20 protein-coding genes and 1 pseudogene are annotated in these 23739 nt (G+C 62.6%); 9 read left to right on the forward strand and 12 right to left on the reverse strand.

Annotation, left to right across the window (positions count from 1 at the left end; translation table 11 throughout):
• Positions 1–10 precede the first annotated feature (10 nt).
• Complete coding sequence (locus tag K7B09_RS00065) at positions 11–2470, forward strand: putative peptide modification system cyclase (protein WP_223625240.1); 2460 nt, start codon at positions 11–13, stop codon at positions 2468–2470.
• A gap of 65 nt (positions 2471–2535) precedes the next feature.
• Here the strand turns inward: K7B09_RS00065 and K7B09_RS13220 are convergent, their stop codons facing one another.
• On the reverse strand, positions 2536–2820 hold the full coding sequence (locus tag K7B09_RS13220; RefSeq protein WP_223625244.1) for an NHLP-related RiPP peptide: 285 nt from the start codon (positions 2818–2820) through the stop codon (positions 2536–2538).
• Positions 2821–2883: 63 nt separating this feature from the next.
• Between K7B09_RS13220 and K7B09_RS00075 the strand changes: the two genes are divergently transcribed.
• Positions 2884–4137, forward strand: a complete 1254-nt coding sequence (locus tag K7B09_RS00075; RefSeq protein WP_223625246.1) for a putative peptide maturation dehydrogenase — start codon at positions 2884–2886, stop codon at positions 4135–4137.
• Positions 4138–4143: 6 nt separating this feature from the next.
• Here K7B09_RS00075 and K7B09_RS00080 read toward each other — a convergent pair whose 3' ends face one another.
• Both K7B09_RS00080 and ubiK read right to left on the reverse strand, forming a co-directional pair.
• Entirely contained in the window at positions 4144–5661 is a 1518-nt protein-coding gene (locus K7B09_RS00080) for a YifB family Mg chelatase-like AAA ATPase (protein WP_223625249.1), read from the reverse strand.
• A gap of 11 nt (positions 5662–5672) precedes the next feature.
• The gene (gene ubiK / locus K7B09_RS00085; RefSeq protein ID WP_223627665.1) at positions 5673–5942 is read right to left on the reverse strand and encodes a ubiquinone biosynthesis accessory factor UbiK; all 270 of its coding nucleotides are present in this window, start codon (positions 5940–5942) and stop codon (positions 5673–5675) included.
• 169 nt (positions 5943–6111) lie between these two features.
• On the opposite strand from ubiK, the gene K7B09_RS00090 reads away from it, so the two are divergent.
• Positions 6112–6450, forward strand: a complete 339-nt coding sequence (locus K7B09_RS00090; RefSeq protein WP_223625251.1) for a P-II family nitrogen regulator — start codon at positions 6112–6114, stop codon at positions 6448–6450.
• A 7-nt stretch (positions 6451–6457) separates the two neighbouring features.
• Here K7B09_RS00090 and K7B09_RS00095 read toward each other — a convergent pair whose 3' ends face one another.
• The 3 genes from K7B09_RS00095 to speE form a co-directional block, all read right to left on the reverse strand.
• Positions 6458–7165, reverse strand: a complete 708-nt coding sequence (locus K7B09_RS00095) for a phosphatase PAP2 family protein (RefSeq protein ID WP_223625253.1) — start codon at positions 7163–7165, stop codon at positions 6458–6460.
• A 73-nt stretch (positions 7166–7238) separates the two neighbouring features.
• On the reverse strand, positions 7239–9128 hold the full coding sequence (locus K7B09_RS00100; protein WP_223625255.1) for a tetratricopeptide repeat-containing diguanylate cyclase: 1890 nt from the start codon (positions 9126–9128) through the stop codon (positions 7239–7241).
• Between the two features lie 117 nt (positions 9129–9245).
• Positions 9246–10100 (reverse strand): polyamine aminopropyltransferase, encoded by an 855-nt coding sequence (speE, locus tag K7B09_RS00105; RefSeq protein ID WP_223625257.1) that lies wholly within the window; start codon positions 10098–10100, stop codon positions 9246–9248.
• 139 nt (positions 10101–10239) lie between these two features.
• Between speE and K7B09_RS00110 the strand changes: the two genes are divergently transcribed.
• From K7B09_RS00110 to K7B09_RS00120, 3 genes are all read left to right on the forward strand, one after another.
• Entirely contained in the window at positions 10240–11403 is a 1164-nt protein-coding gene (locus K7B09_RS00110) for a MalY/PatB family protein (RefSeq protein ID WP_223625259.1), read from the forward strand.
• 70 nt (positions 11404–11473) lie between these two features.
• Positions 11474–13357, forward strand: a complete 1884-nt coding sequence (speA, locus tag K7B09_RS00115) for an arginine decarboxylase (RefSeq protein WP_223625261.1) — start codon at positions 11474–11476, stop codon at positions 13355–13357.
• The gene (locus tag K7B09_RS00120) at positions 13354–14457 is read left to right on the forward strand and encodes an acyltransferase family protein (protein WP_223625264.1); all 1104 of its coding nucleotides are present in this window, start codon (positions 13354–13356) and stop codon (positions 14455–14457) included. The genes speA and K7B09_RS00120 overlap by 4 nt, the downstream gene beginning before the upstream one ends.
• A gap of 2 nt (positions 14458–14459) precedes the next feature.
• Here the strand turns inward: K7B09_RS00120 and K7B09_RS00125 are convergent, their stop codons facing one another.
• The 6 genes from K7B09_RS00125 to radC form a co-directional block, all read right to left on the reverse strand.
• On the reverse strand, positions 14460–15092 hold the full coding sequence (locus K7B09_RS00125; protein ID WP_223625266.1) for an ATPase: 633 nt from the start codon (positions 15090–15092) through the stop codon (positions 14460–14462).
• A 3-nt stretch (positions 15093–15095) separates the two neighbouring features.
• Positions 15096–15449 carry a type II toxin-antitoxin system prevent-host-death family antitoxin gene (locus K7B09_RS00130; RefSeq protein WP_223625268.1) on the reverse strand — a complete coding sequence of 118 codons (354 nt, stop codon included), beginning with the start codon at positions 15447–15449 and terminating at the stop codon, positions 15096–15098.
• Between the two features lie 78 nt (positions 15450–15527).
• Positions 15528–16289, reverse strand: a complete 762-nt coding sequence (locus tag K7B09_RS00135) for an SDR family NAD(P)-dependent oxidoreductase (protein WP_223625271.1) — start codon at positions 16287–16289, stop codon at positions 15528–15530.
• Between the two features lie 23 nt (positions 16290–16312).
• Entirely contained in the window at positions 16313–17113 is an 801-nt protein-coding gene (locus K7B09_RS00140; protein ID WP_223625273.1) for an SPOR domain-containing protein, read from the reverse strand.
• A complete protein-coding gene (gene argS, locus K7B09_RS00145) occupies positions 17113–18816 on the reverse strand; it encodes an arginine--tRNA ligase (RefSeq protein WP_223625277.1) in 1704 nt (567 codons plus the stop codon). The genes K7B09_RS00140 and argS overlap by 1 nt, the downstream gene beginning before the upstream one ends.
• A 97-nt stretch (positions 18817–18913) precedes the next feature.
• On the reverse strand, positions 18914–19588 hold the full coding sequence (gene radC, locus K7B09_RS00150) for a RadC family protein (RefSeq protein WP_223625281.1): 675 nt from the start codon (positions 19586–19588) through the stop codon (positions 18914–18916).
• Between the two features lie 96 nt (positions 19589–19684).
• Between radC and coaBC the strand changes: the two are divergent.
• The 3 genes and pseudogenes from coaBC (at position 19685) to K7B09_RS00165 (ending at position 23738) form a co-directional block, all read left to right on the forward strand.
• Positions 19685–20898, forward strand: a pseudogene (gene coaBC / locus K7B09_RS00155) (bifunctional phosphopantothenoylcysteine decarboxylase/phosphopantothenate--cysteine ligase CoaBC).
• Positions 20898–21356 carry a dUTP diphosphatase gene (gene dut / locus K7B09_RS00160; RefSeq protein ID WP_223625284.1) on the forward strand — a complete coding sequence of 153 codons (459 nt, stop codon included), beginning with the start codon at positions 20898–20900 and terminating at the stop codon, positions 21354–21356. Before coaBC ends, dut begins: the two are co-directional and overlap by 1 nt.
• A 156-nt stretch (positions 21357–21512) precedes the next feature.
• Entirely contained in the window at positions 21513–23738 is a 2226-nt protein-coding gene (locus tag K7B09_RS00165) for a phosphomannomutase/phosphoglucomutase (RefSeq protein ID WP_425507836.1), read from the forward strand.
• Position 23739 lies beyond the last annotated feature (1 nt).

Consider the following 23739-nt stretch of genomic DNA (forward strand, 5'->3'; position numbering starts at 1 on the left):
GGCTGGCTTGATGGACGGCGCCAGCAAACCGCAGGTGCGTACGCTATTGCTGACCGACTTGGTGGACTCCACCCAATTGGTCGAGCGTATCGGGGATAGTGCCGCTGCCGCACTGTTCCGCAGCCACGATCGCATCGTGCTGGAGTTGCAGCAACACTGGCGCGGTCGGCTGATTGATCGCAGCGATGGCTTGCTGTTGATCTTCGAGCGTCCCATCGACGGACTGGGCTTTGCCTTGGACTATGCCCGCAGCCTGCGTGACTTGGGCCGCGAGCTGGGTTTGAAGCAGGCCTTGCAAGCGCGCGCTGGCCTGCATGTAGGCGAAGTGTTGCAATGGGAAAACAGCCGCGACGCGGTGGCGCTGGGTGCCAAGCCGGTGGAAGTGGAAGGCTTGGCCAAACCATTGGCGGCGCGCTTGATGAACCTGGCGCGGCCGGGGCAAATTCTGCTGTCGGCCACCGCCGAACCGCTGGCGCATCGCGCCGTACGCGAATTGGGTGTGCGCGGCGACACCCTGGTGTGGAAATCCTACGGCCGCTGGCGCTTCAAAGGCCTGCCGGAAGCGCAGGAAGTGTTCGAAGTGGGCGAGCCCGGACTGGCCCCGCTGCGGATGCCGGCACACACCCCCAAGGCATGGCGTGACCTGCCGCTGTGGCGGCGGCCGGTGGCCTTGGCCGCCGAGGCGATGATGGCGGCCGGGCTGGCATTTGGCGCGTGGTTCTTGATGCACCCACAACCGGCGATTGCATTTGCCGAACGCGATTGGGTGGTGGTGGGTGACCTGCGCAACCTGACCGGCGATACCAAGCTGGACGAATCGCTGGAGCAGGCATTCCGCATCAGTTTGGAGCAGTCGCATTACGTCAACGTACTGTCCGATCTGAAAGTACGTGAAACCTTGGCGAATATGCAGCGCAAGGCGGACGTGCCGGTGGATCGTGCGCTGGGTTCCGAAATTGCCCTGCGGGATGGTGCGCGTGCACTGCTGCTGCCCACCGTGGCCGAAGTCGGTGGCCGTCTGCGGGTGAGTGCCGAAGTCATCGACCCGCGCACCCAGACCACGGTGTACGCCGTGATGGCCGATGGCCGTGGCGTGGAGTCTGCGCTGGGCTCGATCGACCAGGTTACCGACCAGTTGCGTGGCAAGTTGGGCGAGGCCTTGCAAAGCGTGCAAAAGACCTCGGTGCCGCTGCCCAATGTGGCCACCCCCAGCTTGGAGGCGTTGAAGGCGTTTGCGGTGGCGCGCAATGCGGCCAATACCACCCGTGATCGTGAACAAGCGCTGGGCTTGTATCGGCGCGCGCTACAACTGGATCCGCAGTTTGCATTGGCGCATGCCGATATGGCGAGATTGCACGCGCAACTGGGCGAGGTCGAGCAGGCGCGTGACGAATGGCGCAAGGCACTGGCTATTCCTGCACGACTGTCGCCGCAGGAAAAAATGAGTGTCGAGTTGATGCTGCTGCAAAACAGCGGGCCGGAAATCTATTTCGGCAAAGCGCAGGAATATTTGACGCTGTACCCCGATGACTTCAGCATCATCAGTCGTTTGGCGACGAATTTGTGGCATCAGCGTAATGATTTTCGTGCTGCCGAGGCGATGGTGCGGCGCGCAATCAAACCTCAATATGAGCGTAGCAACTCCGCACGATACACCTTGGGAATTTTCTTGTTGGGGCAAGATAAATTTGATGCGGCATTGGTCGAATTCCAGCACGCGCGGCAAGCCGGATATACAGGCGGGGGCGAGTTTTACGCCCGCGCCTACGATGCGCGCGGCCAGCATGCCGAAGCCGACAAGGTGTATGCAGCCAGTACCAGTGGGCGCCAAGGTTGGCAGAATGATGCGGCGGTATCGACTTGGCTGGATCGTCAGCAATGGGTACCGGCGCGTGAAGCAGCGCAAGCATGGTATGACCGCGCAAGTGCCAATAACGATGTGTTGGAAACCCTGCGCGCACAGGCTGCATTGGCGAGTGTCGGCATTTTTTCAGGCGATACGGGTGCTACGCGTGGGCTGCAATCGTTGCTGGCGGCGGTGGACAGGCAATCGGAGGCGGTAGATGCAATATATCCCCCGGCTTCGACCGAGCTTCGCATGTATGCCGGTTTGTTGGCGGCCTATCGTGATGACCGAGCAGGTGTCGATGCCGCACTGCGCAGCACCGATGGCAGTGTGGCAGTGCGTGAGTTCCCAACACTGGCACAGTTGCGGCAAGTGCTATTGGCAGAGCAGGCGCGCCTAAGTGGTCAGCCGAAAGCGGCAGTGGCTCGGTTGCAATCCTTGGCCAAACAAGACACGGCGTTAGTGGCCGTGCACTGGGCATTGTTGCGTGCTGAGCGTTCTGCGGGGAATGCGGTCGGCATGCAAAGTCAGGCAAATTGGCTGGCCACGCATCGGGGGCGCATGCTTACCGAAGCAACGACGACGGAAGTGTTGCGTTTCTTTAATGTGGCAATCAGAGAGTAGAAGCATGCAGCGGACTCATCCCCGTTTTTACGGGGATGAGGTGGCGCATTTTTGTGCTTCCGCGTTCAGCCGATCTGCTGGCTAGCAAAAATACAGTCGGCACTTTGAATGGCGGTTGCTGCTGCCTCCAATTTGCTCCGCTGTGCCTTGATTTGCTCAGCAGAGGCGAGTGTTTCGCCCGGCTTGAGCTGCATGCAAGTGGATGCGTCCGTATAGCCTAACGAACGCAGCGCTTGTTCCGGCGATTGCTGGAACTGTTGGCGGAAGGCGTCGTTGCTTTCGAGATTGTCTAGAAGCTTCTTGACCAGTTGCGGATGCAGACCGGCCGGCGGGATTTTGTCTTGTGCCACGGTGTTCCCCCTCGGTGAATGGAGCGTGGACAATAGCACCCAAGTGTTTAAAGGGAGTGTGCAATGCAGGTCAGGCGCTGTGCTGTGGTATGGCTGGAACCGCGCGAGGTGGCCAGCTTCCAATTGGACGATCTGCTGGCCGGTGGCACCGGCGTGGTGGCGCGGCTGTGCTGGTTTGCACATGCGCCGCATTTGGGTGCGGCGGTCGAAGTGGATGCCGATTGGGTGCCGTTACTGGGTGCTTTGGGTGCACAGGATTGGCTGCAACGCGATGTGCTGGATGCACGCCATGGCGGCGCGGCGGTGGACGCTTTGCTGGCGGCCGGATTATTGCAGGCCAAGCCTGAAAGTGCCGCCGACATCGACGCTGCGGCAACCGACGCCGTTTACCGCGCCCAAGGCTGGTACCCGGCAGCGGCGGTGGCCCATATGGCGACCCGCTGGCAGGGGATCGATGGCCCCAGCAGCATGGCCGAGCAAGATTTGGACAGCAATGAAGGCCTGTTGCGTCAGCACGGCGCACCGCCACCGCGTGAGCCGGAGGCGGTGGGCACTGACACCGCACTGCATATGCCGGTGCCGGTACGCGATGGCTTCGACACCTTGCTGGACAGGCGTGCCACGTGCCGCAATTTTGATACCGAAGCGGTACTGCCGCTGGCAACGTTTTCGCAACTGATGGCGCGGGTGTTTGGCGCGCGTGGCAGCGGACACCCCGCGCCGGACTTCACGGTATTCAAGCGCACCAGCCCGTCCGGCGGTGCGCTGCATCCGACCGAATGTTTTCTGATCGTGCAGCGGGTGCAAGGCATCGCACCGGGCTTGTACCGTTACCGCATCGATGGCCACGCGCTGGAACCGGTGACCGCGCAGATTGCACCGCCGCAACCGGGGGATGTGGGTACGCAGGTCTTGGGGACGGCCGCCGCACGCGCATGGACGCAGGACGAGCTGTACGCTTTTGCCAAGATCGCGGTGGCCGGGCAGGATTTTTTCGCCAACGCGCCGGTGCTGTGCATTTTGGCGCCGCGCTTTCATCGCAACTTCTGGAAATACCGCAACCACGCCAAGGCCTACCGCGTTTGCGTGCTGGATGTCGGCCACCTGTCGCAAACCTTGCAGTTATGTGCCACCCAGGCGGGGCTGGGGCCGTTTGTCACCGGTGCGATCAACGAAGTCGATATCGAACGTGCGTTCGGTATGGCCAGCGACATGCAAAGCCCGCTGGCGGTGTGTGGGTTTGGTGCGCGTGCGGCAACCTTGGTCAAATCCGAGTTTGATCCCAACCGGCTGGTGTGGCCACGCACCCACATCTGACCTTTGCTAGGCCGCTTGTCGGCTGCCACTGCCGCGCTCCAGTTTGCGATAACCAATCGCCTCGGTCAGGTGCGGGGTGTCAATGGCCTCGCTGCCGGCCAAATCGGCAATCGTGCGTGCGACCCGCAAGATGCGATGCAGCGAGCGTGCCGACAATTGCAGGGCATCCACTGCACGCTCCAACAGGGCAGAGTCGCGTGCGGTCAGCCGACAAAACGCATTGGTCTGGCTTTGATCCAGCTGCGCATTGGCGTGGTCACTGCGCGCCAGTTGCCGGTTGCGTGCAGCGATGACGCGCACACGCACGCTGGCACTGGTTTCACCACTGGGGCCATCGGTGCGCAGTTGGGTGGGCGGCAGACGCGGCACTTCCACATGCAAATCGATGCGTTCCAGCAATGGCCCGGAAATACGCGCACGGTAGCGGCGGATTGCCTCGTCATTGCACAGGCAACGCCCGGACGGATCCCCGGCCCAGCCGCAGGGGCAGGGATTCATCGCCGCCACCAATTGAAATCGTGCCGGAAAGTCGCAATGCCGCGCCGCACGCGAAATACTCACGCTGCCAGATTCCAAGGGTTCACGTAGAACCTCCAGCGCATGCCGGCTCCATTCGGGCAGCTCATCCAAAAACAGCACGCCGTGGTGGGCCAATGAAATTTCACCGGGGCGCGGATCCGCGCCGCCGCCCACCAAGGCCACCGCACTGGCGGTGTGGTGCGGGTTGCGAAACGGGCGTTGCCGCCAACGCGCCAAGTCCAGCCCGCGGCTGCTGGCCGAGGCAATACTGGCGGTTTCCAGCGCTTCGGCTTCGCTGGGCTCGGGCAGGATGCCGCACAGGCGCGAGGCCAGCAGGGTTTTCCCGCTGCCGGGTGGGCCGACCAACAGCAAGTGGTGATTGCCCGCGGCGGCAATTTCCAGTGCGCGCCGCGCCTGGGTTTGCCCGCGCACATCGGCCAAATCGGGGGGTGTGGCGGCGACGCCGGGTTGTGCTTGCGCCAATGGCAAGGTTTTGCGCGCCTCCAGGGCGGCACACACTTCCAGCAGGGTGCGTGCGGTGCGCACTTCCACCGAGGTGGCCAGTGCGGCCTCAGCACCGTTGCCGGGCGAGACCAGCAGACGGCGCTGGCAACTGCCGGCGGCCAAGGCCGCGGCCAGCACGCCGTCCACCGCACGAATTTCGCCGGTCAGTGCCAATTCGCCCAGAAACTCCCAGCCGTCCAATGCCTCACAGGGCAACTGCCCACTGGCGGCCAGGATGCCCAGCGCGATTGCCAAATCAAAGCGGCCGCCATCTTTGGGCAGGTCGGCAGGCGCAAGATTGATGGTGATGCGGCGCGCCGGAAATTCGAATTGCGCGCACTGGATCGCCGCACGCACGCGGTCTTTGGCCTCGCGCACCGCCGCTTCCGGCAAACCCACAATCGACATCGCCGGCAGCCCCCCGGCCAGATGTACTTCCACCCGAACTTCAGGCGCACGCACGCCTACCCGCGCACGGCTGTGCACGATCGCAAGACTCATGGGGGCGCTCCTCAGTGGTGGGCGCTGTCGTTGCTGCTGGCGCAGGACTCGGCCAGTTCAGCCAATTGTGCTTCCAATGCGTCGAGCTTGTCGCGGGTACGTGCCAGTACCGCGCGCTGCACGTCAAATTCCTCGCGGGTCACCAGATCCAGCTTTCCCAAACCGGCCTGCAGTACCGATTTGAAATTCTGCTGCAATTCCTCGCGGCCTTCACGCAAACCCGGCGGGACCAGACTGCTGAGGCGGCGGGCAAGTTCATCGAGTTGCGATAAGTCGATCATGTGGGGTTGGCTCATGGCGGTCTCCTGCGGATGTATGCAGCATGGGCAAGCACGCTTGCCACTGCCATCAGTGCAGGCCGCATGCGGGGGTGGGATTAGTCCGCAGCGTACGTGCAGTATGCCTTGCGCCGGCAGGTTATGCTCACGCTACCGATCAGGAGATGTGGCAATGAAGATGGTGATGGCGGTGATCAAGCCGTTCAAGTTGGACGATGTGCGCGAAGCGCTGGCCGAGGCGGGTGTGGCCGGCATCACCGCCACCGAGGTCAAGGGCTTTGGCCGCCAGAAAGGGCACACCGAGTTGTATCGCGGGGCCGAATACGTGGTCGATTTCCTGCCCAAAATCAAGCTGGAGGTGGCGGTCACCGATGATCAGGTGGAGGTTGTGACGGAGGCCATCATCAAGTCTGCCGGCACCGGCAAGATTGGCGATGGCAAAATTTTCGTATGGGATCTGGAGCGCGTGGTGCGCATCCGCACCGGTGAGCTGGATGGCGATGCGCTGTAAGTCGCGGCTAAGCCGCCGCCTTGCGGATCAACTCTGATGGTGTGCGCCACGCACGCACACCGGTATGCACTGCCAGCACGATGGCCCAGCTCAACCACAGCGTCCACAACACGTGTGACAAAAAGTGCGCGCCGCGCATCTGCTGCACCAAACCCATCGCCAGGATCAACCCCGAAGCCGCAATCCCAACGGCCAAACTGACGCGCGGTCGCGCTGGATAAAAGAACAACACAAACGCCAACAACCAGCTGCCGGCGGAGACAAACCCGGCCGGAAAGCAGTGGCCGGGCTGTGGGATGTACGCAAGCAGCGCGGCAAAGGGATCGTAGTAGGGGGCATGGCCACCATAGCGGTCGATATCCCACGGGCAGTGCATGGGGCTCAGGCGCTTGCCGATACCAACCAGCAGTGGCACCACCAACGCCGAGATCGCCACCACCCGCCAGCGCAGTGCATCGGCGTCACGCCGATGCTTCCATGCTTGCCAAAGAGTTACCAGTGCGGCGATGTTCAGGACATAGCGCAACCAGGTATGCATCAGGGTGCTTGTCCACCACGCATTACGCAGCGGCCATGCCTCACCGGTGGCCGAGTGCCAAGCATCTTCCAGTTGCACATCCAGCGCGGTCAGATGGAACAGCAAGGCAAGGCAGATGCCGGTAACCGCCAGCAACAGCATGTGTTGCCGATAAAACCGGCTCCAGACGATTGGCACGGAATGCACCTGGCTCAGCTCACGGAAAGTGCGCCAGTATGCGGCAGATGGCCTGCGAAGAGTGCAGCCAAGCTCAATACTCGATGCGGTTGCCGCCGCTGTGTTTGGCACGATACAGCGCACGGTCGGCGCGTTGGATCAGTGCGTCGCTGGACTCGCCATCTGCCAGCACTTGCGCAGCGCCGATACTCACGCTGATCCGCAGACCGGGGTCGATACCGTCAAAGTGCAGTGCTTGCGTGGCTTCGCGCAGGCGTTCTGCCACCGCCAGTGCTTTGTTCAAATCGGCATCCAGGCACACCACGATGAACTCTTCACCGCCGACGCGGCCCAATGGGTCGCGATTGCGCAGCTGGGTCTGCCAGGCGCGGGTGACATCGCGCAATACCTGATCACCGGCAGCGTGGCCAAAGCGGTCATTGATCGATTTGAAGCGATCCAAATCCAGCATCAACAGTGACATCGGCGAGTGCTCACGCTGCGCCGATGTCAATGCGCGCACGACTTCGCGTTCGATCCCGAGGCGATTGGCAATCCCGGTGAGTGGATCTTGCAGGGTCAGATCCTGCAACTTTTTGGAGCGTTGCCATTGTCGCCATGCCATCGAACACAGCAGGGCCAAGAGCAGGAGTGCAAGCACGATGGCCAGCCACTGCCAATGGCGCACGCGCTCAAGTGCCTTCAGTTCTTGCTGGCGTACTTCGGCCTGTGCCCGCAGCTGGCGATTTTCGAAATCAGTGCGCCGAATCGCGTCCTCGAATGCCATCATCTGGTTTTGTTCAAGCTGCATCTTGCTGCGCAGCTTCATTTGCAGGGCATGGAATTTTTTGAAGTCCTGCAGTGCGGCGGCAGGCTGGCCCAGGGCCTCCTCACTGCTGGCCTGCGCTTGATGCAGCTGGGCCAGATAGCGCTCGTTGCCATTGGCCTGAATCAAAGGCAAGGCCTGCTGGTAGCGCTGCAGAGCTTGCGCATACTGGCCCTTGGCGGCCAATGCCCGCCCGGTGAGCAGAAGCAGCATGTCGTTGCTGGAGTTGTCCTGATCCGCCAGGTAGCCGGTGCGGGCCTGCTGCAATGTCGAGAGTGCCGCATCAGGCTTGCCCAGCAGGATTTGCGCCTCGGCAATGCCTGTGCGTGCAGCATTCACGCTGCTGGTGTCGGCGTGTTGCTGGGCAATGCTGACCGCTTGCGAAAAGGCGGATAACGCTTTGCCCGGCGCAGACGTTTCCAGTCGCAAAAAGCCTAGTTGCAACAGGTTGGTGGCCTCGGCTTCGGTATCGCCGATGGCGCGCGCGCGTTGCTGGGCCGCAGTGAAATAGCTTGCAGCACGATCCCAGTCGCCCATCCGGCGGTAGGCCACCGCCATGCTGAACATCAGCGGATTCACTTCCTGGGTGATGCCGGCTCTGCGAAAAGCGGTGCGGGCGCGCTGAAAATCCAGCATGGCCTTGGCCTGTTCACCCAGCAACGAGAGCAGATCGCCACGCATTTCCAGTGCTTCGGCGAGCAGCTGGGGCTCTTGGTGCTCCTTGAGCAGGTGGATGGCGGTATCGATTTCCGGCAACCCCTGTTGGCTGCCGTCGAGCAACATGATGTAGGTTGCAAGGCACAGACGTGCGCGCGCTTCCGATGCCACGTCGCCAGCGCTGTGTGCCAGTTGAACGGCTGTCTTGGAATAGTCGCGGCCGCGGTGTGCGTCCTTCCATTGCAGACTGTTGCAGAACACCGAGCGAAAGTGGATATCGCGTGCCGGGTCATTGGCAGGCAGCAAGCTGCGCAGACGCACGAATTCCGCTTCGATGGTGGCACTGGGTACGTCCAGGAATGCAGGGCCATTCAGCTTTTGAAACGCGGCATCGAAGGCCTTGGCATTGCCCGTGGCTGCTTGCGGGGACGCCGTTGCGGCGGTGCACGCCGCGACCGGCCACGCCAGCAGCACCGCCAACAGACTCAACCGAAGCGACACCCATCGCACAGTAATGACTCCCCCACTGTCTAGAACAACAGGCCAACCTAACCGGTTAGAACGAGTCTTGAACGTGTGAGCGGTCGCAATTTGCGGAGTTGACCTGCTTGGCGGTATTCAGCCCGCCAGCGCTTTGGCCACAAACGGTGGCAGGCTTTGCGCACCCGTGTGCAGGTCGGCGGTGTAGTACAGGGTGGCAAAGCCCTTGCTGCGGGCATCGTCGATGCGGAAGTTGAAACCGGCATTGGCGGTCTTTTTTGCCATCGTGCAGCTCCACCAGCCGGTGGGGTAGCAGGGCTGCGGGAACGGCAGGGTCTGGAAGCTCTGGAAGCCGGCCTTGCCCATTTCCACGCGCATCGCCTTGATCAGGTCCAGCAGCACCAGCGGCGATTCGCTCTGCTGGACCAGGATGCCGTCGTCTTTCAGTGCGCGGTGGCAGCTGGCGAAGAAGTCCTTGTTGAACAACCCTTCGGCCGGGCCGACCGGGTCGGTGGAATCGACGATCACGATGTCCACGCTACCCGGCGCGCAGTTGGCCATGTAGGCAATCCCGTCGTCCCACAGCAGCTCGGCGCGCGGATCACCGTTGGATTCGCACAGCTCGGGGAAATACTTCTCCGCCATGCGCGTGACCTGTTCGTCGATGTCGCACTGCACGGCTTTCTCCACGCCCGGATGGCGCAGCACCTCGCGCAGGGTGCCGCAATCGCCGCCGCCGATGATCACCACGCGCTTCGGATTGGCGTGGGTGAACAGCGCCGGGTGCGCCATCATCTCGTGGTACAGGAAGTTGTCGCGGCTGGTCAGCATCATCGCGCCGTCGATCAGCATGACGTTGCCCCAGTCGGTCGATTCGTAGATCTCGATGTTCTGGAACGGCGACTGCACCTCGTCGAGCTTGCGGGTGACGCGGAAGCCGATCGACGAACCGGCTTTGTCAAAATTTTCGTGCAGCCAGGTGGCGTCGGTCATGGCGAACTATCCTTTGGAATGGTGCTTGGGCGCGGATTGTAGCGGGAATCGCCCGGGCGCCCGGTTATTCTTGTCTCAGTTCGGGCTGCCGGCATACACGGCAGGCCCGCCATCCTGGTGTTGCAAGGGAGTTCCGGCATTGGATACAGCAGCGTTCGATAGCCTCAGTGCCACCCAGTTGATGGCCGCCGGCAGCCGCAAGTGGACGGCGTTTCCCGGCTGCATCGGGGCGTTCGTGGCGGAAATGGACTTTGGCCTTGCGCCGCCGATCCGGCAGGCGCTGGACAAGGCGATGGCGGATGGTCTGACCGGCTATCTCACGCCGAAATTGCTGCACGATTTGGGTGAAGCCTGCGCGCAGTGGCAGCTGGCCCAGCACGGCTGGGCGATCCGTCCCGATGACGTCAACGTGATGCCGGATGTGCTGAGCGCGCTGGAAGCAGTGCTGCGGCATTTCCTGCCGGCGGGCACGCCCGTCATCGTGCCGGTGCCGTGCTACATGCCCTTCATCCCGATTTTGAACTGGGTGGGCAATCCGGTGATCCAGCTGCCGATGCTGCGCACGCAAGACGGCTGGCAGATGGACGAGGCCGGGCTGGATGCCGCGTTTGCCGGTGGCGCCGGGCTGTTGCTGCTGTGCAACCCGCATAACCCCATTGGCAAGGTCTATACCCGCGACGAATTGGCGCGCATCAGCGCGATTGTGGCGCGCCACGACGCCCGCGTGTTTGCCGATGAAATCCACGCGCCGCTGGTGTTTGAAGGGCAGCGGCATGTGCCGTATGCCGCGCTGAACGAGGCGGCGGCACGGCAGGCGATCACGGCGGTATCGGCCTCGAAAATGTGGAATCTGGCCGGCCTGAAATGCGCGCAATTCGTGTTCACCCGCGACCAGGATCGTACGCTGTGGCGCAGCATTGGCCACCATCTCAACGATGCCACATCCACATGGGGCGTCATCGCACACACCGCCGCGTGGGCGCACGGCGAGCCGTGGCGGCAGCAGGTGCTGGCGTATCTGCAGGGCAACCGTGACCTGTTGACCCGGCACTTGGCCGCGCACCTGCCACAGATAGGCTATACGCCCGCGCAAGGCACCTATCTGGCGTGGCTGGATTGCCGCGCACTGGCACTGCCGCCCACACCGCAGGTGTTCTTCCGCCAGCACGCCAAGGTGGCAATGACCGACGGCGGCGATTGTGGCGATGGCGGGCAGGGCCATGTGCGCTTCAATTTCGCGCTGCCGCGCCCGTTGCTGGTGCAGGCCGTGCAGCAGATGGCACAGGCGCTGGCCACGCGTTAGCTGCCACACAGGCAGGCGCGGCGCGGGGGGCCTACAATGCGCATCCTTTCTGTGCCGCCGGTAGTCCGCCATGTCCGATTGGTCGCTAGACCTTGCCCGCAAGACCTACTCCATCCCGCATTGGTCGGATGGGTATTTCGATGTCGATGCGCAGGGCCGGATTGCGGTGCGCCCGCAGCGGGAAGGGCCAATCATTGCCTTGCCCGAAGTGGTGGATACGGCGATGGCGCAGGGCGCGAAGTTGCCCATGCTGGTGCGCTTTCCGGACATCCTGGGTGACCGTCTGCACAAACTGCAGGCGGCATTCGCGCAGGCCCAGACAGACTGGGGGTACGCCGGCGGCTACACCGCGATCTACCCGATCAAGGTCAACCAGCACGCCGGCGTGGCCGGCACCTTGGCCAGCCATCGCGGTGAAGGCTTTGGTCTGGAGGCCGGCAGCAAGCCGGAGCTGATGGCGGTGCTGGCACTGTCGCGCCCGGGCGGCACGATTGTGTGCAACGGCTACAAAGACCGCGAATACATTCGCCTTGCGCTGATCGGGCGCAAGTTGGGATTGCAAACGTTCATCGTGATCGAGAAACCCTCCGAACTGAAATTGGCGCTGGAAGAGGCGGAAAAGCTCGGCATCCAACCAGGTCTGGGCGTGCGCATGCGGCTGACTTCGCTGGGTGCGGGCAAGTGGCAGAACAGTGGCGGCGACAAGGCCAAATTCGGGCTGGATCCGCGCCAGTTGCTGACCTTGTGGAAAGAGCTGCGCGATGCCGGCATGGGCGATTGCCTGAAGCTGCTGCACTTCCATATGGGCAGCCAGATTTCCAACGTGCGCGATATTGCCGCCGGCATGCGCGAAGCCACCCGCTACTTCGTGGAGCTGACCAAACTGGGTGCGAATATTTCGCATGTCGATGTCGGCGGCGGGCTGGGCATCGATTACGAAGGCACGCGTTCGCGCAGCTACAACTCGGTCAATTACGGCATCCCGCATTACGCCTCCAGCATCGTGCAGCCGCTGGCCGAAGCCTGCGCCCGCGAGGGCCTGACGCCGCCGCGCATCCTCACCGAGTGCGGGCGTGCAATGACCGCGCACCACGCCTTGCTGGTGACCAATGTCAGCGAAGTGGAACGTGCGCCGGAGGGCCGCGTGCCGGATGTGCATGCCGACGAATCGCAGCCGGTGCGGCAATTGCGTGAGCTGCACGACGAGATGGCGCAGCGTCCGGCGGTGGAAGTGTTCCATGAAGCCACCCAGGCGCATGCCGAAGGCCTCAGCCTGTATGCGCTAGGGCAATTGGATTTGACCCAGCGTGCACGGATTGACGACCTGTTCTACGCCATCGCGCATGCGGTCAAGGCGCGCCTGACCTACGACGAAAAGAGCCATCGCGATTTGCTGGATGAACTCAACGAGCGCTTGGTCGACAAGTACTTCGTCAACTTCAGCGTGTTCGAATCGATGCCCGATGTGTGGGCGATTGATCAGGTGTTCCCCATCGTGCCGATCGAGCGTTTGAATGAAGCGCCCACTCGGCGCGGCATCATCGCCGACATGACCTGCGACTCCGACGGCAAGATCGACACCTATGTCGAAAACGAAGATCTCGACAGCTCGCTGCCGCTGCACGAGCCGCGCCCGGGCGAACGCTACCGGATTGGCTTCTTCCTGGTCGGCGCGTATCAGGAAGTGTTGGGCGATATCCACAACCTGTTTGGCGACACCGACGCCATCGAGGTCAAGGCCAGCGGCGATGGCTTTGCCATCAGCCAGCAGCGCCGCGGCGACACCACCGATGTGATGCTGGATTACGTGGGCTACAAACTGGATGACCTGCGCCGCTGCTACCGCGCACTGGTGGCTTCGGCGGATCTCGGCAACGCCGAAAGCGAGCGCCTGAACGAAGCGCTGGAACGCGGGCTGACCGCCTACACCTATCTGGATGATGCGCCGCTGTGAGTGATGGCCAGCGCGGCGAGCATCTGCCGGGTCTGGATCTGTTGCGCGCCATTGCGGTGTTGTGGACGATGCAGTTCCACAGCTTCATCGTCGGCGGGTTGGGGCCGGACTGGATGTGGCTGCAACGCTACGGCTGGATGGGCGTGGACCTGTTTTTCGTGCTCAGCGGTTTTCTGATCGGCGGGCAAGTGTTGCGGCCGTTGGCGCAGGGCGTGCGGCCCTCGTTGCGCACGTTTTACCTGAAGCGTGCGTTTCGCATTCTTCCCGCGTTCTGGGTGGTGCTGGCGGTGTATCTGCTATGGCCGGAGTTTCGCGAAGCACCGGGCATCGAGCCGTGGTGGAAGTTTGTGTTGTTCATCGTCAATCTGGATATTGATTACACCGCCAATGCCGCGTTCTCGCATGCGTGGTCGCTGTGCGTGGAGGAGCATTTTTATCTGGTTTTCCCGATGCTGGCGCTGCTGCTCGCGCGACGCCCATCCGTGCTGAAATTCTGGGGTGTGTGTGTTGCGGTGTTGTTGGGTGGTATCGCGCTGCGTGCCGGCATTTGGTTGCATGATGCTACCTTGCAGCCGTCGCGGAATTGGTTCGTCGAGGATATTTACTACCCCACCTGGAACCGTCTCGATGGACTGTTGCTGGGGGTGATGCTGGCGGCATGGCAGGCGTATCGGCCGGCAGCCTGGTCGCGCGCAGCCAAGTACGCCAATCTGTTCGCACTGGCCGGCGTGCTGGTGCTGGTGCTGGCGTTCTGGCTGTTCCGTGATCGCGTGGGCTGGCTGGGGAACAGCATCGGCTGGCCGGTGTTGTCGCTGGCGTTGGCGTTGCTGGTGTTTGCCGGCGCGCAACCGCATGGCGTGCTGGGCGCGCGGGCATTGCCGGGGGCCGGCTGGATCGCGGCGGTTTCGTACAGTCTCTACCTTGTCCACAAGCCGATCTACGCGCTTGTGCAGGCGCATTGGGGCGCTGTGCTGGCCGCGCGCGGCAGTGTGGCGTGGCTGGTGTATGGCGCGGTTGCACTTGCCGCGGCGGCGGTGCTGCATTACCTCATCGAGCGCCCGTGTCTGCGTTTGCGCGGGCGGTTTTTGCAGCACGCCTGAACTCAGCCTAGGCGGGACAGAACCGCTTCCAAAATGGGTTTGGCCCAAGCGGGGGTGTTGCTCAGCGTTTGGGCGTCGGTTGGAAACGCGATGCTGCTTGCTTCCATTTGCAGCAGCAGGCGCGGATTGGGCATTGGTTGACCGATAGTGGCATCCACACTGTTGTCGTACACCTGCAATTGGCTCAGGTACGGCAGCAGTGCAATCAGGTTCCTGCGCGAGGACTCGAAGCGCTCCCGGACTTTGGTTTCTGGAATGTCATGGCCGCCACGCGAAACGCGCAGTTTGATGCGGGCGAGATGGTGCTCCGGCGACCCCAGTCCGACGAACCACATCAGGACATCGTGAGTCTTGCTGGCCTCGCGTAATTTGGCGGCAATCGTATTACCGCCGAGTGTCGTTTCGAACGCGTAATCGGTGCGGCCAGCAATCGCCGCATCCAATTGGCGGACACCTGCTTGCCATGCCGCTGCATTGGCTTCGGCGGGGGGTGCCCCGGTGGTTTTGATCAATTGCCGGGTGAATGTATCGGGATTGAACCAGGTCAGTCCCGCCTGTGTGAGTTCGCGTTCACCCGCGGTGCTCTTGCCTGCGCCGTTGACGCCGGCCAGCACAAAAATCACCGGGCGCGCCACGGTTCAGAACTCGTTGCCAGTAAACGTGTTGCCGCCGAAGTCGATGGGCCGGCGCAGGATGCCGCGCAACTTGTCGCGTGCTTCCCGGGTTTGCAGCACCTTCAGGCGCTCATCGAACTGGCGGCTCAACACATCCAGCGCGGCCTGTTTCCGGGCGCGGGTTTCGAGGGCTTCCTGCAGCAGGTCGTCATAGTCTGTGGTGGACAGCACAACCGCTTCCGGGCGACCGTGGTTGGTGACCACCACCTTGCCGCTACGCGCCACCACCTTCATCACGCCGCGCCAGCCCAGCTTCTTCACGTCCGAAGCCGGGGTTTGCGGCAGGGTGTCCAAGGTATTGAGTGCGGCAACAGCCATGACGGTTTCCAATGAGCTGCAATATAGCCAATATACCCTTTTTATCCAAAATATCCTGAATGGGAGCAAGGGCGAGAATCAGCCTTCCCGGTGCACCTGAAAGCCGGCAAACGACTGCGAGGTGGGCATCAACTCAATGCGGTTGATGTTCAGGTGCGGCGGTTGGCTGGCCACCCAGAAGATGGTGTCGGCGATGTCCTCGGCGGTCATCGGGTTGGCGCCGCCATAGAGCTTGTCGGAGGCGACCTGGTCGCCGTGGGTGCGCACCACGGTGAACTCGGTTTCAGCCATCCCCGGCTCGATCACGGTCACCCGCACGCCGGTGCCGTGCAGGTCGGCGCGCAGACCCAGCGAGAACTGACTGACGAAGGCCTTGCTGCCGCCGTAGACATTGCCGCCGGTGTAGGGATACGTGGCAGCGGTGGAGCTGATATTGATGACGGCACCTTTGCGGGCGATCAGCGTGGGCAGCAGGGTGTGGGTCAAGGTCACCAGGGCCGTCACGTTGGTGTCGATCATGGTCTTCCAGTCCGACAACAGCGCGTCCTGTGCTGGTTGGGTGCCCTGCGCAAGGCCGGCATTGTTGAGCAACAGGTCGATGCCGGCAAAGCGTTCCGGCAAGGCGTCCAGCGCGGCGCGCATCGCGGCTTCGTCGCGGATATCGAAGCAGGCGATGTGCAGGGCGTTGCCGAGTTCGGCTTGCAGCGCGTCGAGGCGGTCGGCGCGACGGCCGGTGGCGATGACCTGCCAGCCATTGTCGATGAATTTGCGTGCGGCGGCGCGGCCGAAGCCGGCGGTGGCACCGGTGATCAGGACGGTACGGGGGGTGTGAGTGTTCATGCCGCCATTGTAGGCGGCAATCCTCAGTGGGTCTTCACGGCCATCGCTTGCAAGCCGCCACCTGTCAGCTTGGCTTTGGCATCGGCCAACTCAGAGGCGCTGCCATACGGGCCCATGCGCACGCGATACACGGTTTTATCGCCAATTTGTGCCGACTCTACTCGTGCATTCAAGCCCAGCATGGCGATTTTGGCTTTTACGGCTTCGGCGTCGCCGGAAGCGCCAAACGCCCCCGCTTGCAGCAGGTAATTGGCGGATGCCGGCGCGGATTTGGCGGCGTCGGTGTTGCCGGAATCGGGCTTGGGCGTGGCTGTGGCGCTGTCATTTCTGGGCGCAGCCGGGTTGGTGCTGGGTGTGGCGGCGGGAGTTTCGTTGACCGGAGCCGGCAGGATGGGGGTGGTCGTGCTGACAGTCGTGGTGTTGGTGGCGGGAGTGGTGGCCAGTTTTTGTGCGCCGGCGTGCGCCTCGGCTTCGGCCTTGGCGCTGGCAGCCAGCTCGGCATCGCTCATCTGCACACCTTCGCCCGGCAGCAGGGTGTAGAAGTCATACTGGGTGGGTTTGGGTTTGGCGGGTTCGGCCGGCGCTTGCGTGGCCACATCCGGCGCAATGGCGGTATTGTCTTCATTGACGGCTGCCGGTAGTGCATCAGGGTTGGGTTTGGGGCCGATGCGCAGGAAATCATTGCTGCCGTCGTGCTTGAGCAGGCGTGGCACCAAAAGAACCGCGAGCAGGGTGACTACAATGCCCATGACCAGCCATGCCCAACCGGGCAGGCCGCTGGAGCCACTGCGTTTGGCCTGGGATTTTCCGCGACGGGCTGCCATTACATGCTCTCCGGGGCGGACACGCCCAGCAGGTCAAGACCGTTTGCCAGTACTTGTCGGGTGGCCAGCGCCAAACTCAAGCGTGCGTCACGCAGTGCGGCGTCTTCCACCAAGACCGGCGAGGCGTGATACCAACCATGGAAGGCGTTGGCCAGTTCACGCAGGTATTGCGCGATCAGATGCGGCTCCAGTGTTGTGCCCGCAGCTTCCACTACTTCGGCAAACCGCGAGAGTTCGCGCAGCAGGTCCTGCGCCGACGCATCGTCCAGGCGATGCAGTGACGCTTGCCCGTTGTCGGCATCAAACGCAAAGCCCTTCTCACCCGCTTGCCGCAGCAAGCTGCACACGCGGGCATGTGCGTACTGCACATAGAACACCGGATTGTCATTCGATTGTGAACGTGCCAGATCAATATCGAAAGTGAGCTGGGAATCCGGCTTGCGCGCAATCAGGAACCAGCGCACTGCGTCGGCGCTGGTTTCTTCGATCAAATCGCGCAGGGTCAGATAACTGCCGGCGCGTTTGGAGAGTTTGACCTCTTCGCCGCCGCGCATCACCGTCACCATCTGGTGCAGCACGTAGTCGGGATAGCCGGCGGGAATGCCGCAGTCGAGTGCTTGCAAGCCCGCCTTCACCCGCGCCAACGAGCCGTGGTGGTCGGCACCCAGTTCGGTGACGGCGCGCTGGTAGCCGCGCTGCCATTTGGACAGGTGGTAGGCCACGTCCGGCACGAAGTAGGTGTACGTGCCGTCGGACTTGCGCATCACCCGGTCCTTGTCGTCGCCAAAGTCGGTGCTGCGCAGCCACAGCGCGCCGCCTTCTTCAAAGGTGTGGCCCTTGGCGATCAGCGCGTGCACGGTCTCTTCCACCTTGCCGTCGGCATACAGCGACGATTCGAGGAAGTAGCGGTCGAACGACACCCCAAACGCCGCAAGATCGGCATTTTGTTCGCGGCGCAGATATGCCACGCCGAATTTGCGGATGGCATCCAGGTCGTCGCTGTCATTGTTGCCGCTGATGGTATGGCCATCCACGGCCACCGAGTCGCCGCGCAGGTAGCTGGCGGCCACATCGGCAATGTAGTCGCCGTTGTAAGCATCGGCCGGCCACTGCGCGTCGCCGGGTTGGAACCCCTTGGCGCGCGCCTGCACCGACTTGGCCAGATTTTCGATCTGCACACCGGCATCGTTGTAATAGAACTCGCGCTGCACATTCCAGCCGTTGGCGGCCAGCACGCGGGCGATGCAATCACCAATCACCCCGGCGCGGCCGTGGCCCACGTGCAGCGGGCCGGTGGGGTTGGCGGACACGTATTCCACGCCGACCGTCTTGCCCGCACCGGAGTCATTGCGACCAAACGCCGCCCCCGCAGCATGGATATCGCGCACTTGCTGCTGCCATGCGGCCGGCGTCAAGTGGAAGTTGATGAACCCGGGGCCGGCAATCTCCACCTTGGCGATGGCCTCGGAGACGGGCAGTGCCGTCACCAACTGCTGCGCCAGCGCGCGTGGATTGGCTTTGGTGCCGCTTTTGCCAACCTCGCGGGCCAACAGCATGGCGGCATTGCAGGAAAAATCACCGTGCGCACGCTCTTTCGGGCGCTCGATCACGAAATCGGGGCTGGCAAGGTCGCTGGGCAAGGTGCCTGCGCTGCGCAGTGTGGTCAAGCCTTGTTCGATCAAGGCGCGGAGCTGGATTTTCACAAGGGTGCGATGCGGCAATTCAATGAGCCGCCATTGTACGCGAGGCGCGCCGCACGCTTGCGTGCAGGCCCGTCGATGTGCTGGAACGGCGAGCTGCTCACACCATTCCCAGTCTCGCCATGGAGGTCGGAGCACCATCGCCAATCACAAAATGATCCAGCAACCGAATCTCCACCAACCCCAGCGCTTGCTTGATGCGTGCGGTGACGCTGCGGTCGGCGGCACTGGGCTCGGCGTTGCCGCTGGGGTGGTTGTGGCCAAGGATCACCGCCGCCGCCGAGTGAGCCAGTGCGCGCTCCACCACGGTTCGCGGGTGGACTTCGGCGCCATCAATACTGCCGCGGAACAGTTCTTCGAACCCCAGTGCGCGGTGGCGGGTATCCAAATACAACACCGCGAATACCTCGTGGCCCAACCCACGCAGGCGTTGCGCAAAGTAGCGGCCGGCGGCAGCGGGGTCTGTCAGGGCTTCTCCGCGTTGCAATTGTGCCGCCAAATGACGATGCCCAAGCTCCAGCGCGGCCGACAGGGCGCAGGCGCGAGCCGGGCCGATACCGCGCAGCTGGGTCAGGGCACGCGGTTCAAGATCCAGCAGGGCGCGCATGCTGCCTTGCGTGAGCAGCAGATCGCGGGCGCTGGCCACCGCGTCCTGACCGGCAGTGCCGGAGCCAAGAAAGATGGCCAAAAGTTCGGCATCAGACAAACTGCCGGCGCCGCGAGCTAATAATTTCTCGCGAGGACGTTCGTGTTCGGGCCAGTCATGAATGTGCATGGCGGCAGCATGCTGGCGTGAATGGAACGCTGATAGCGGCGATTGCCCCGGCTTCGGGTAAGCTGCTGCTTTGGAATGAGGTCAGGGAACGGCCCGATGCAGGCGACGTGTTTTCCGAATGCCAATTACCGCGTGCTGCTGTGCGTTTGCGGCGGCATTGCTGCGTATAAATCCGCCGAGTTGGTGCGCAGGTTGGGTGATGCCGGTGCGCAGGTGCAGGTGGCAATGACCGAGGCCGCGCAGCGTTTTATCAGCGCGCAGACCTTTCAGGCGTTGAGCCATCATCCGGTGCGGGTGTCGCTGTGGGACGCACAGGCCGAGGCGGCAATGGGGCATTTGGAATTGGCGCGCTGGGCGCAGCAGGTCGTCATTGCCCCGGTCACCGCCAATACCCTGGCCAAGCTGGCGCATGGGTTGGCCGATGATCTGGTCAGCACGCTCTGTCTGGCTACCGAAGCCCCCGTGTTGATGGCACCGGCAATGAATCATGTGATGTGGAAGCACGCCGCCACGCAAGCCAATATCGCCCTATTGCTGGCGCGTGGCGTGCGCATGGTGGGCCCCAATGACGGTGCATTGGCCGAGGGCGAATCGGGTCCCGGCCGGATGGCTGAGCCTGCGCAAATCATCGCTGCGATGGAGGCTGTGGCATGACGGCGGCATCCTTGGCGGGTCTGCGCATCCTGGTCAGTGCCGGGCCAACCTATGAAGACATCGACCCGGCCCGATTTTTGGGTAACCGCAGCAGCGGCAAAATGGGATTTGCAATCGCTGCCGAAGCCGCCCAGCGCGGTGCTGATGTCGTACTGGTGGCCGGCCCCGTACATCTGCCGAGTCCCGCACAGGTGCGGCGCGTGAACGTGCGCAGTGCTGCGCAAATGCTTGTGGCGGTGATGAAGGGTTTGCCCTGTGATGTCTACATCGGCGCCGCAGCGGTGGCCGACTTCACTCCACGCAGTTGTTCCCCGGGTAAGATCAAGAAACAACCTGGGCAAGACACCCTGGTGTTGGAATTGGTACAGACCCGCGACATTCTGGCCGAGGTCGCCGCACACGCCCAACGTCCACGATTGGTGGTGGGGTTTGCCGCTGAAACCGACAATGTTGCGGGCTATGCCCGCGGCAAATTGCAGCGCAAGCGGCTGGATTTGATCTGTGCCAATCAGGTGGGTGTCGCCGGCACCGGGTTTGAAAGTGACGACAATGCGTTATTGGTGATTGATGCCGATGACGAGCGTGCTCTCGGGCCCGCACCCAAGCGGGCATTGGCGGGGCAATTACTGGATCTGATAGCGGAGCGACTGGCGTGATGGAGCATGTCATGCAAGTGAAGATTCTGGATGCGCGGATGGGTGCGCAATGGCCATTGCCCAACTACGCCACCGCGCACAGCGCAGGCATGGATTTGCGTGCCGCGCTGGACGCCACGCTGGTGCTGGCTGCCGGTGAAACCGTGCTGGTGCCGTCCGGGTTAGCCATCCATATTGGCGACCCGCGCCTGTGCGGGGTGATCCTGCCGCGCTCCGGGTTGGGCCACAAACATGGCATCGTGCTCGGCAATGGCACTGGCTTGATCGATGCTGATTATCAGGGCCCGCTGATGGTCAGTGTGTGGAATCGCGGACTTGCGGAGTTCACTATTGCGCCGGGGGATCGCATCGCGCAGTTGATGTTGCTGCCGGTGGTGCGTGCCAAGTTGCAGGTAGTGGATACTTTCGAGGAAAGTGCACGCGGTGAAGGCGGGTTCGGTCATACCGGTGTGCGCTGACAGGGGAATTGCATGGCAGTGTTCGGCTTAGGCAGCAACAAAGAGAAAGACAAGGACAAGGGCGACACGGGTGGCGACGAGAAGACGCTGCAGTTCGACCCGTTGTTGGTCGTGCGCGTGTTGCCCTGGCTGATCGCTTTGCTGCTGTTGCTAGGTATGTGGAATCTGGTGTCTGGCAGCCTGCATCAGTTGGGCGAATCCCGTCAGCATGCATTGGAGTCCAGTCGTGATGATGTGAATATCGCGGTGCAGCGCGCGCTGGAAGATGCGCGCCAGAAATTTGCCACGCAGATTGCCAGTGCATCGTTCACCAGCGCGATGGCGACGGGCGATCGGGCGGCGGCCAGTGCTGCGATCAAGCAAGGCTGGGCGGATGCCGGGCGCGTCGAAATCTGGCCCAAGGATCTGGAAGCCCTCTATGCCGGCTTGCCGCGCAGTGGGTTCGGCACCTTGGCAGTGGCCGAGGATGCACTGCATAGCAAAAAAGTACAGGCACGGCTGGTACGTTCTGCAGGGAAGCAGTGGTTGGCCTTGGCTGCACCCGTGGGGGCATCGCTGGTCTATGTCGAGCTACCCATCGCGCGCTTAGCGGCCGGTGTGGAAAGTCCGGGCTTGCCGAAGGGCAGCTATCTCGCATTGCGGCAGGGTGCCAGCAGTGTGATTGAGCGTGGGGATAGCGGGCTGGCGGATTCGGCAGAGGCATTGGCGGTCAAAGTCGCAGACAGTGATTTGCGGGTCGCGGCGGCCACTTCCAGCTTGACGGAGACCCCGTTTGGGCTGGGTGGACTGGGATCGTTGGTCATCGGCACCGTGTTTGTGCTGGTCGCAGCGGCGCTCTGGTTTGTGCTGCGCCCGCGCTTGCTGGCAATGGCTGGGCTGGAGCAAGTGGAGGCGGGTCCCACCTTGTCGGACTTGCAACAAGAGTTGCCAGCCGCGCAACCTGTCGCGCGGGCCAAGCCACGTGAGGCGGATCAAGGTGCAGCAAAATCGGCGGTGCCGGTGGTGATCGACCATCGCATCTTCCGGGCCTATGACATTCGCGGTGTAATTGGCATGTCATTGGATGCCGGGGTCGCCGAGTTGATCGGTCAGGCGATTGGCTCGGTGATGGCCGACCAGGGCTTGGACAGCATCGTGGTTGGGCGCGATGGCCGCTTGTCGGGGCCGGATCTGTCCGATGGCCTGATTCGCGGCCTGCGCAAAGCAGGTCGTAATGTGATTGATATCGGCATGGCACCCACCCCGGTGGTGTATTTCGGCTGCTATCACTTGCGTACCGGTTGCGGTGTGGCCATTACCGGCAGCCACAACCCGCCGGATTACAACGGGTTCAAAATCGTGGTGGGGGGTGAAACGCTGTCCGGTCCCGCGATCAAGGATCTGCACGCACGCATTGCCGAAGACCGCCTGTTGGAAGCTGACAGCGCTGGCGGTTTGGAGGAGCGCGATATCGGTGACGACTATGTGCAGCGCATCGCTGGCGATATCCAAATCGGTCAGCGTTTGAAAGTAGTGGTGGATGCCGGTAATGGCGTCGCCGGTGTGCTGGGCCCGCGCGTGCTGGAAGCCATCGGTGCCGAGGTCACTCCCCTGTTCTGCGATATCGACGGCACCTTCCCCAATCATCATCCTGACCCCAGCGAGCCCCACAATCTGGAAGCGCTGGTGCAGATGGTGCAGCGCCTGGATGCCGATCTCGGTATTGCCTTCGATGGCGATGGCGATCGCTTGGGCGTGGTCACCAAGTCCGGCAAAAACATCTTCCCGGATCGCTTGCTGATGCTGTTTGCCGCCGACGTGCTGGAACGCAACCCTGGCGCGGTGATTGTGTATGACGTCAAATGCACCGGCCGTTTGCCGATGCAAATCCTGCGTCACGGCGGCAGCCCGTTGATGTGGAAGACGGGGCACTCGCTGATCAAGAGCAAAATGCGCGAAGTCGATGCCGCATTGGCCGGCGAAATGAGCGGACATTTCTTCTTTGCCGAGCGCTGGTTTGGCTTTGACGATGGCATCTATGCGGCGGCGCGCTTGTTGGAAATTCTGGATACCCGTGGCGAAGTCCCCGAAGCGGTGTTCACGGCACTGCCTGACGGTATTTCCACGCCCGAAATCAAAGTCGAATTGCCCGATGGCGGCGACCCGCATGAGTTTGTCGAGCGCTTCCGGATGTCCGCCAGTTTTGAAGGTGGCCGCTTGACCACCATCGACGGGCTGCGCGTGGATTGGTCAGATGGTTGGGGCTTGGTGCGTGCCTCCAACACCACGCCGGTGCTGGTGATGCGCTTCGATGCCGACACCAATTCCGCGATGGCCCGCATCCAGCAGGTATTCCGCGATCATTTGCTGCGCCTCGAGCCGGAATTGCGGCTGCCGTTCTGAT

The sequence above is a fragment of the Thermomonas beijingensis genome (genome assembly GCF_020034655.1).
Classification (GTDB): Bacteria; Pseudomonadota; Gammaproteobacteria; order Xanthomonadales; family Xanthomonadaceae; genus Thermomonas; species Thermomonas beijingensis.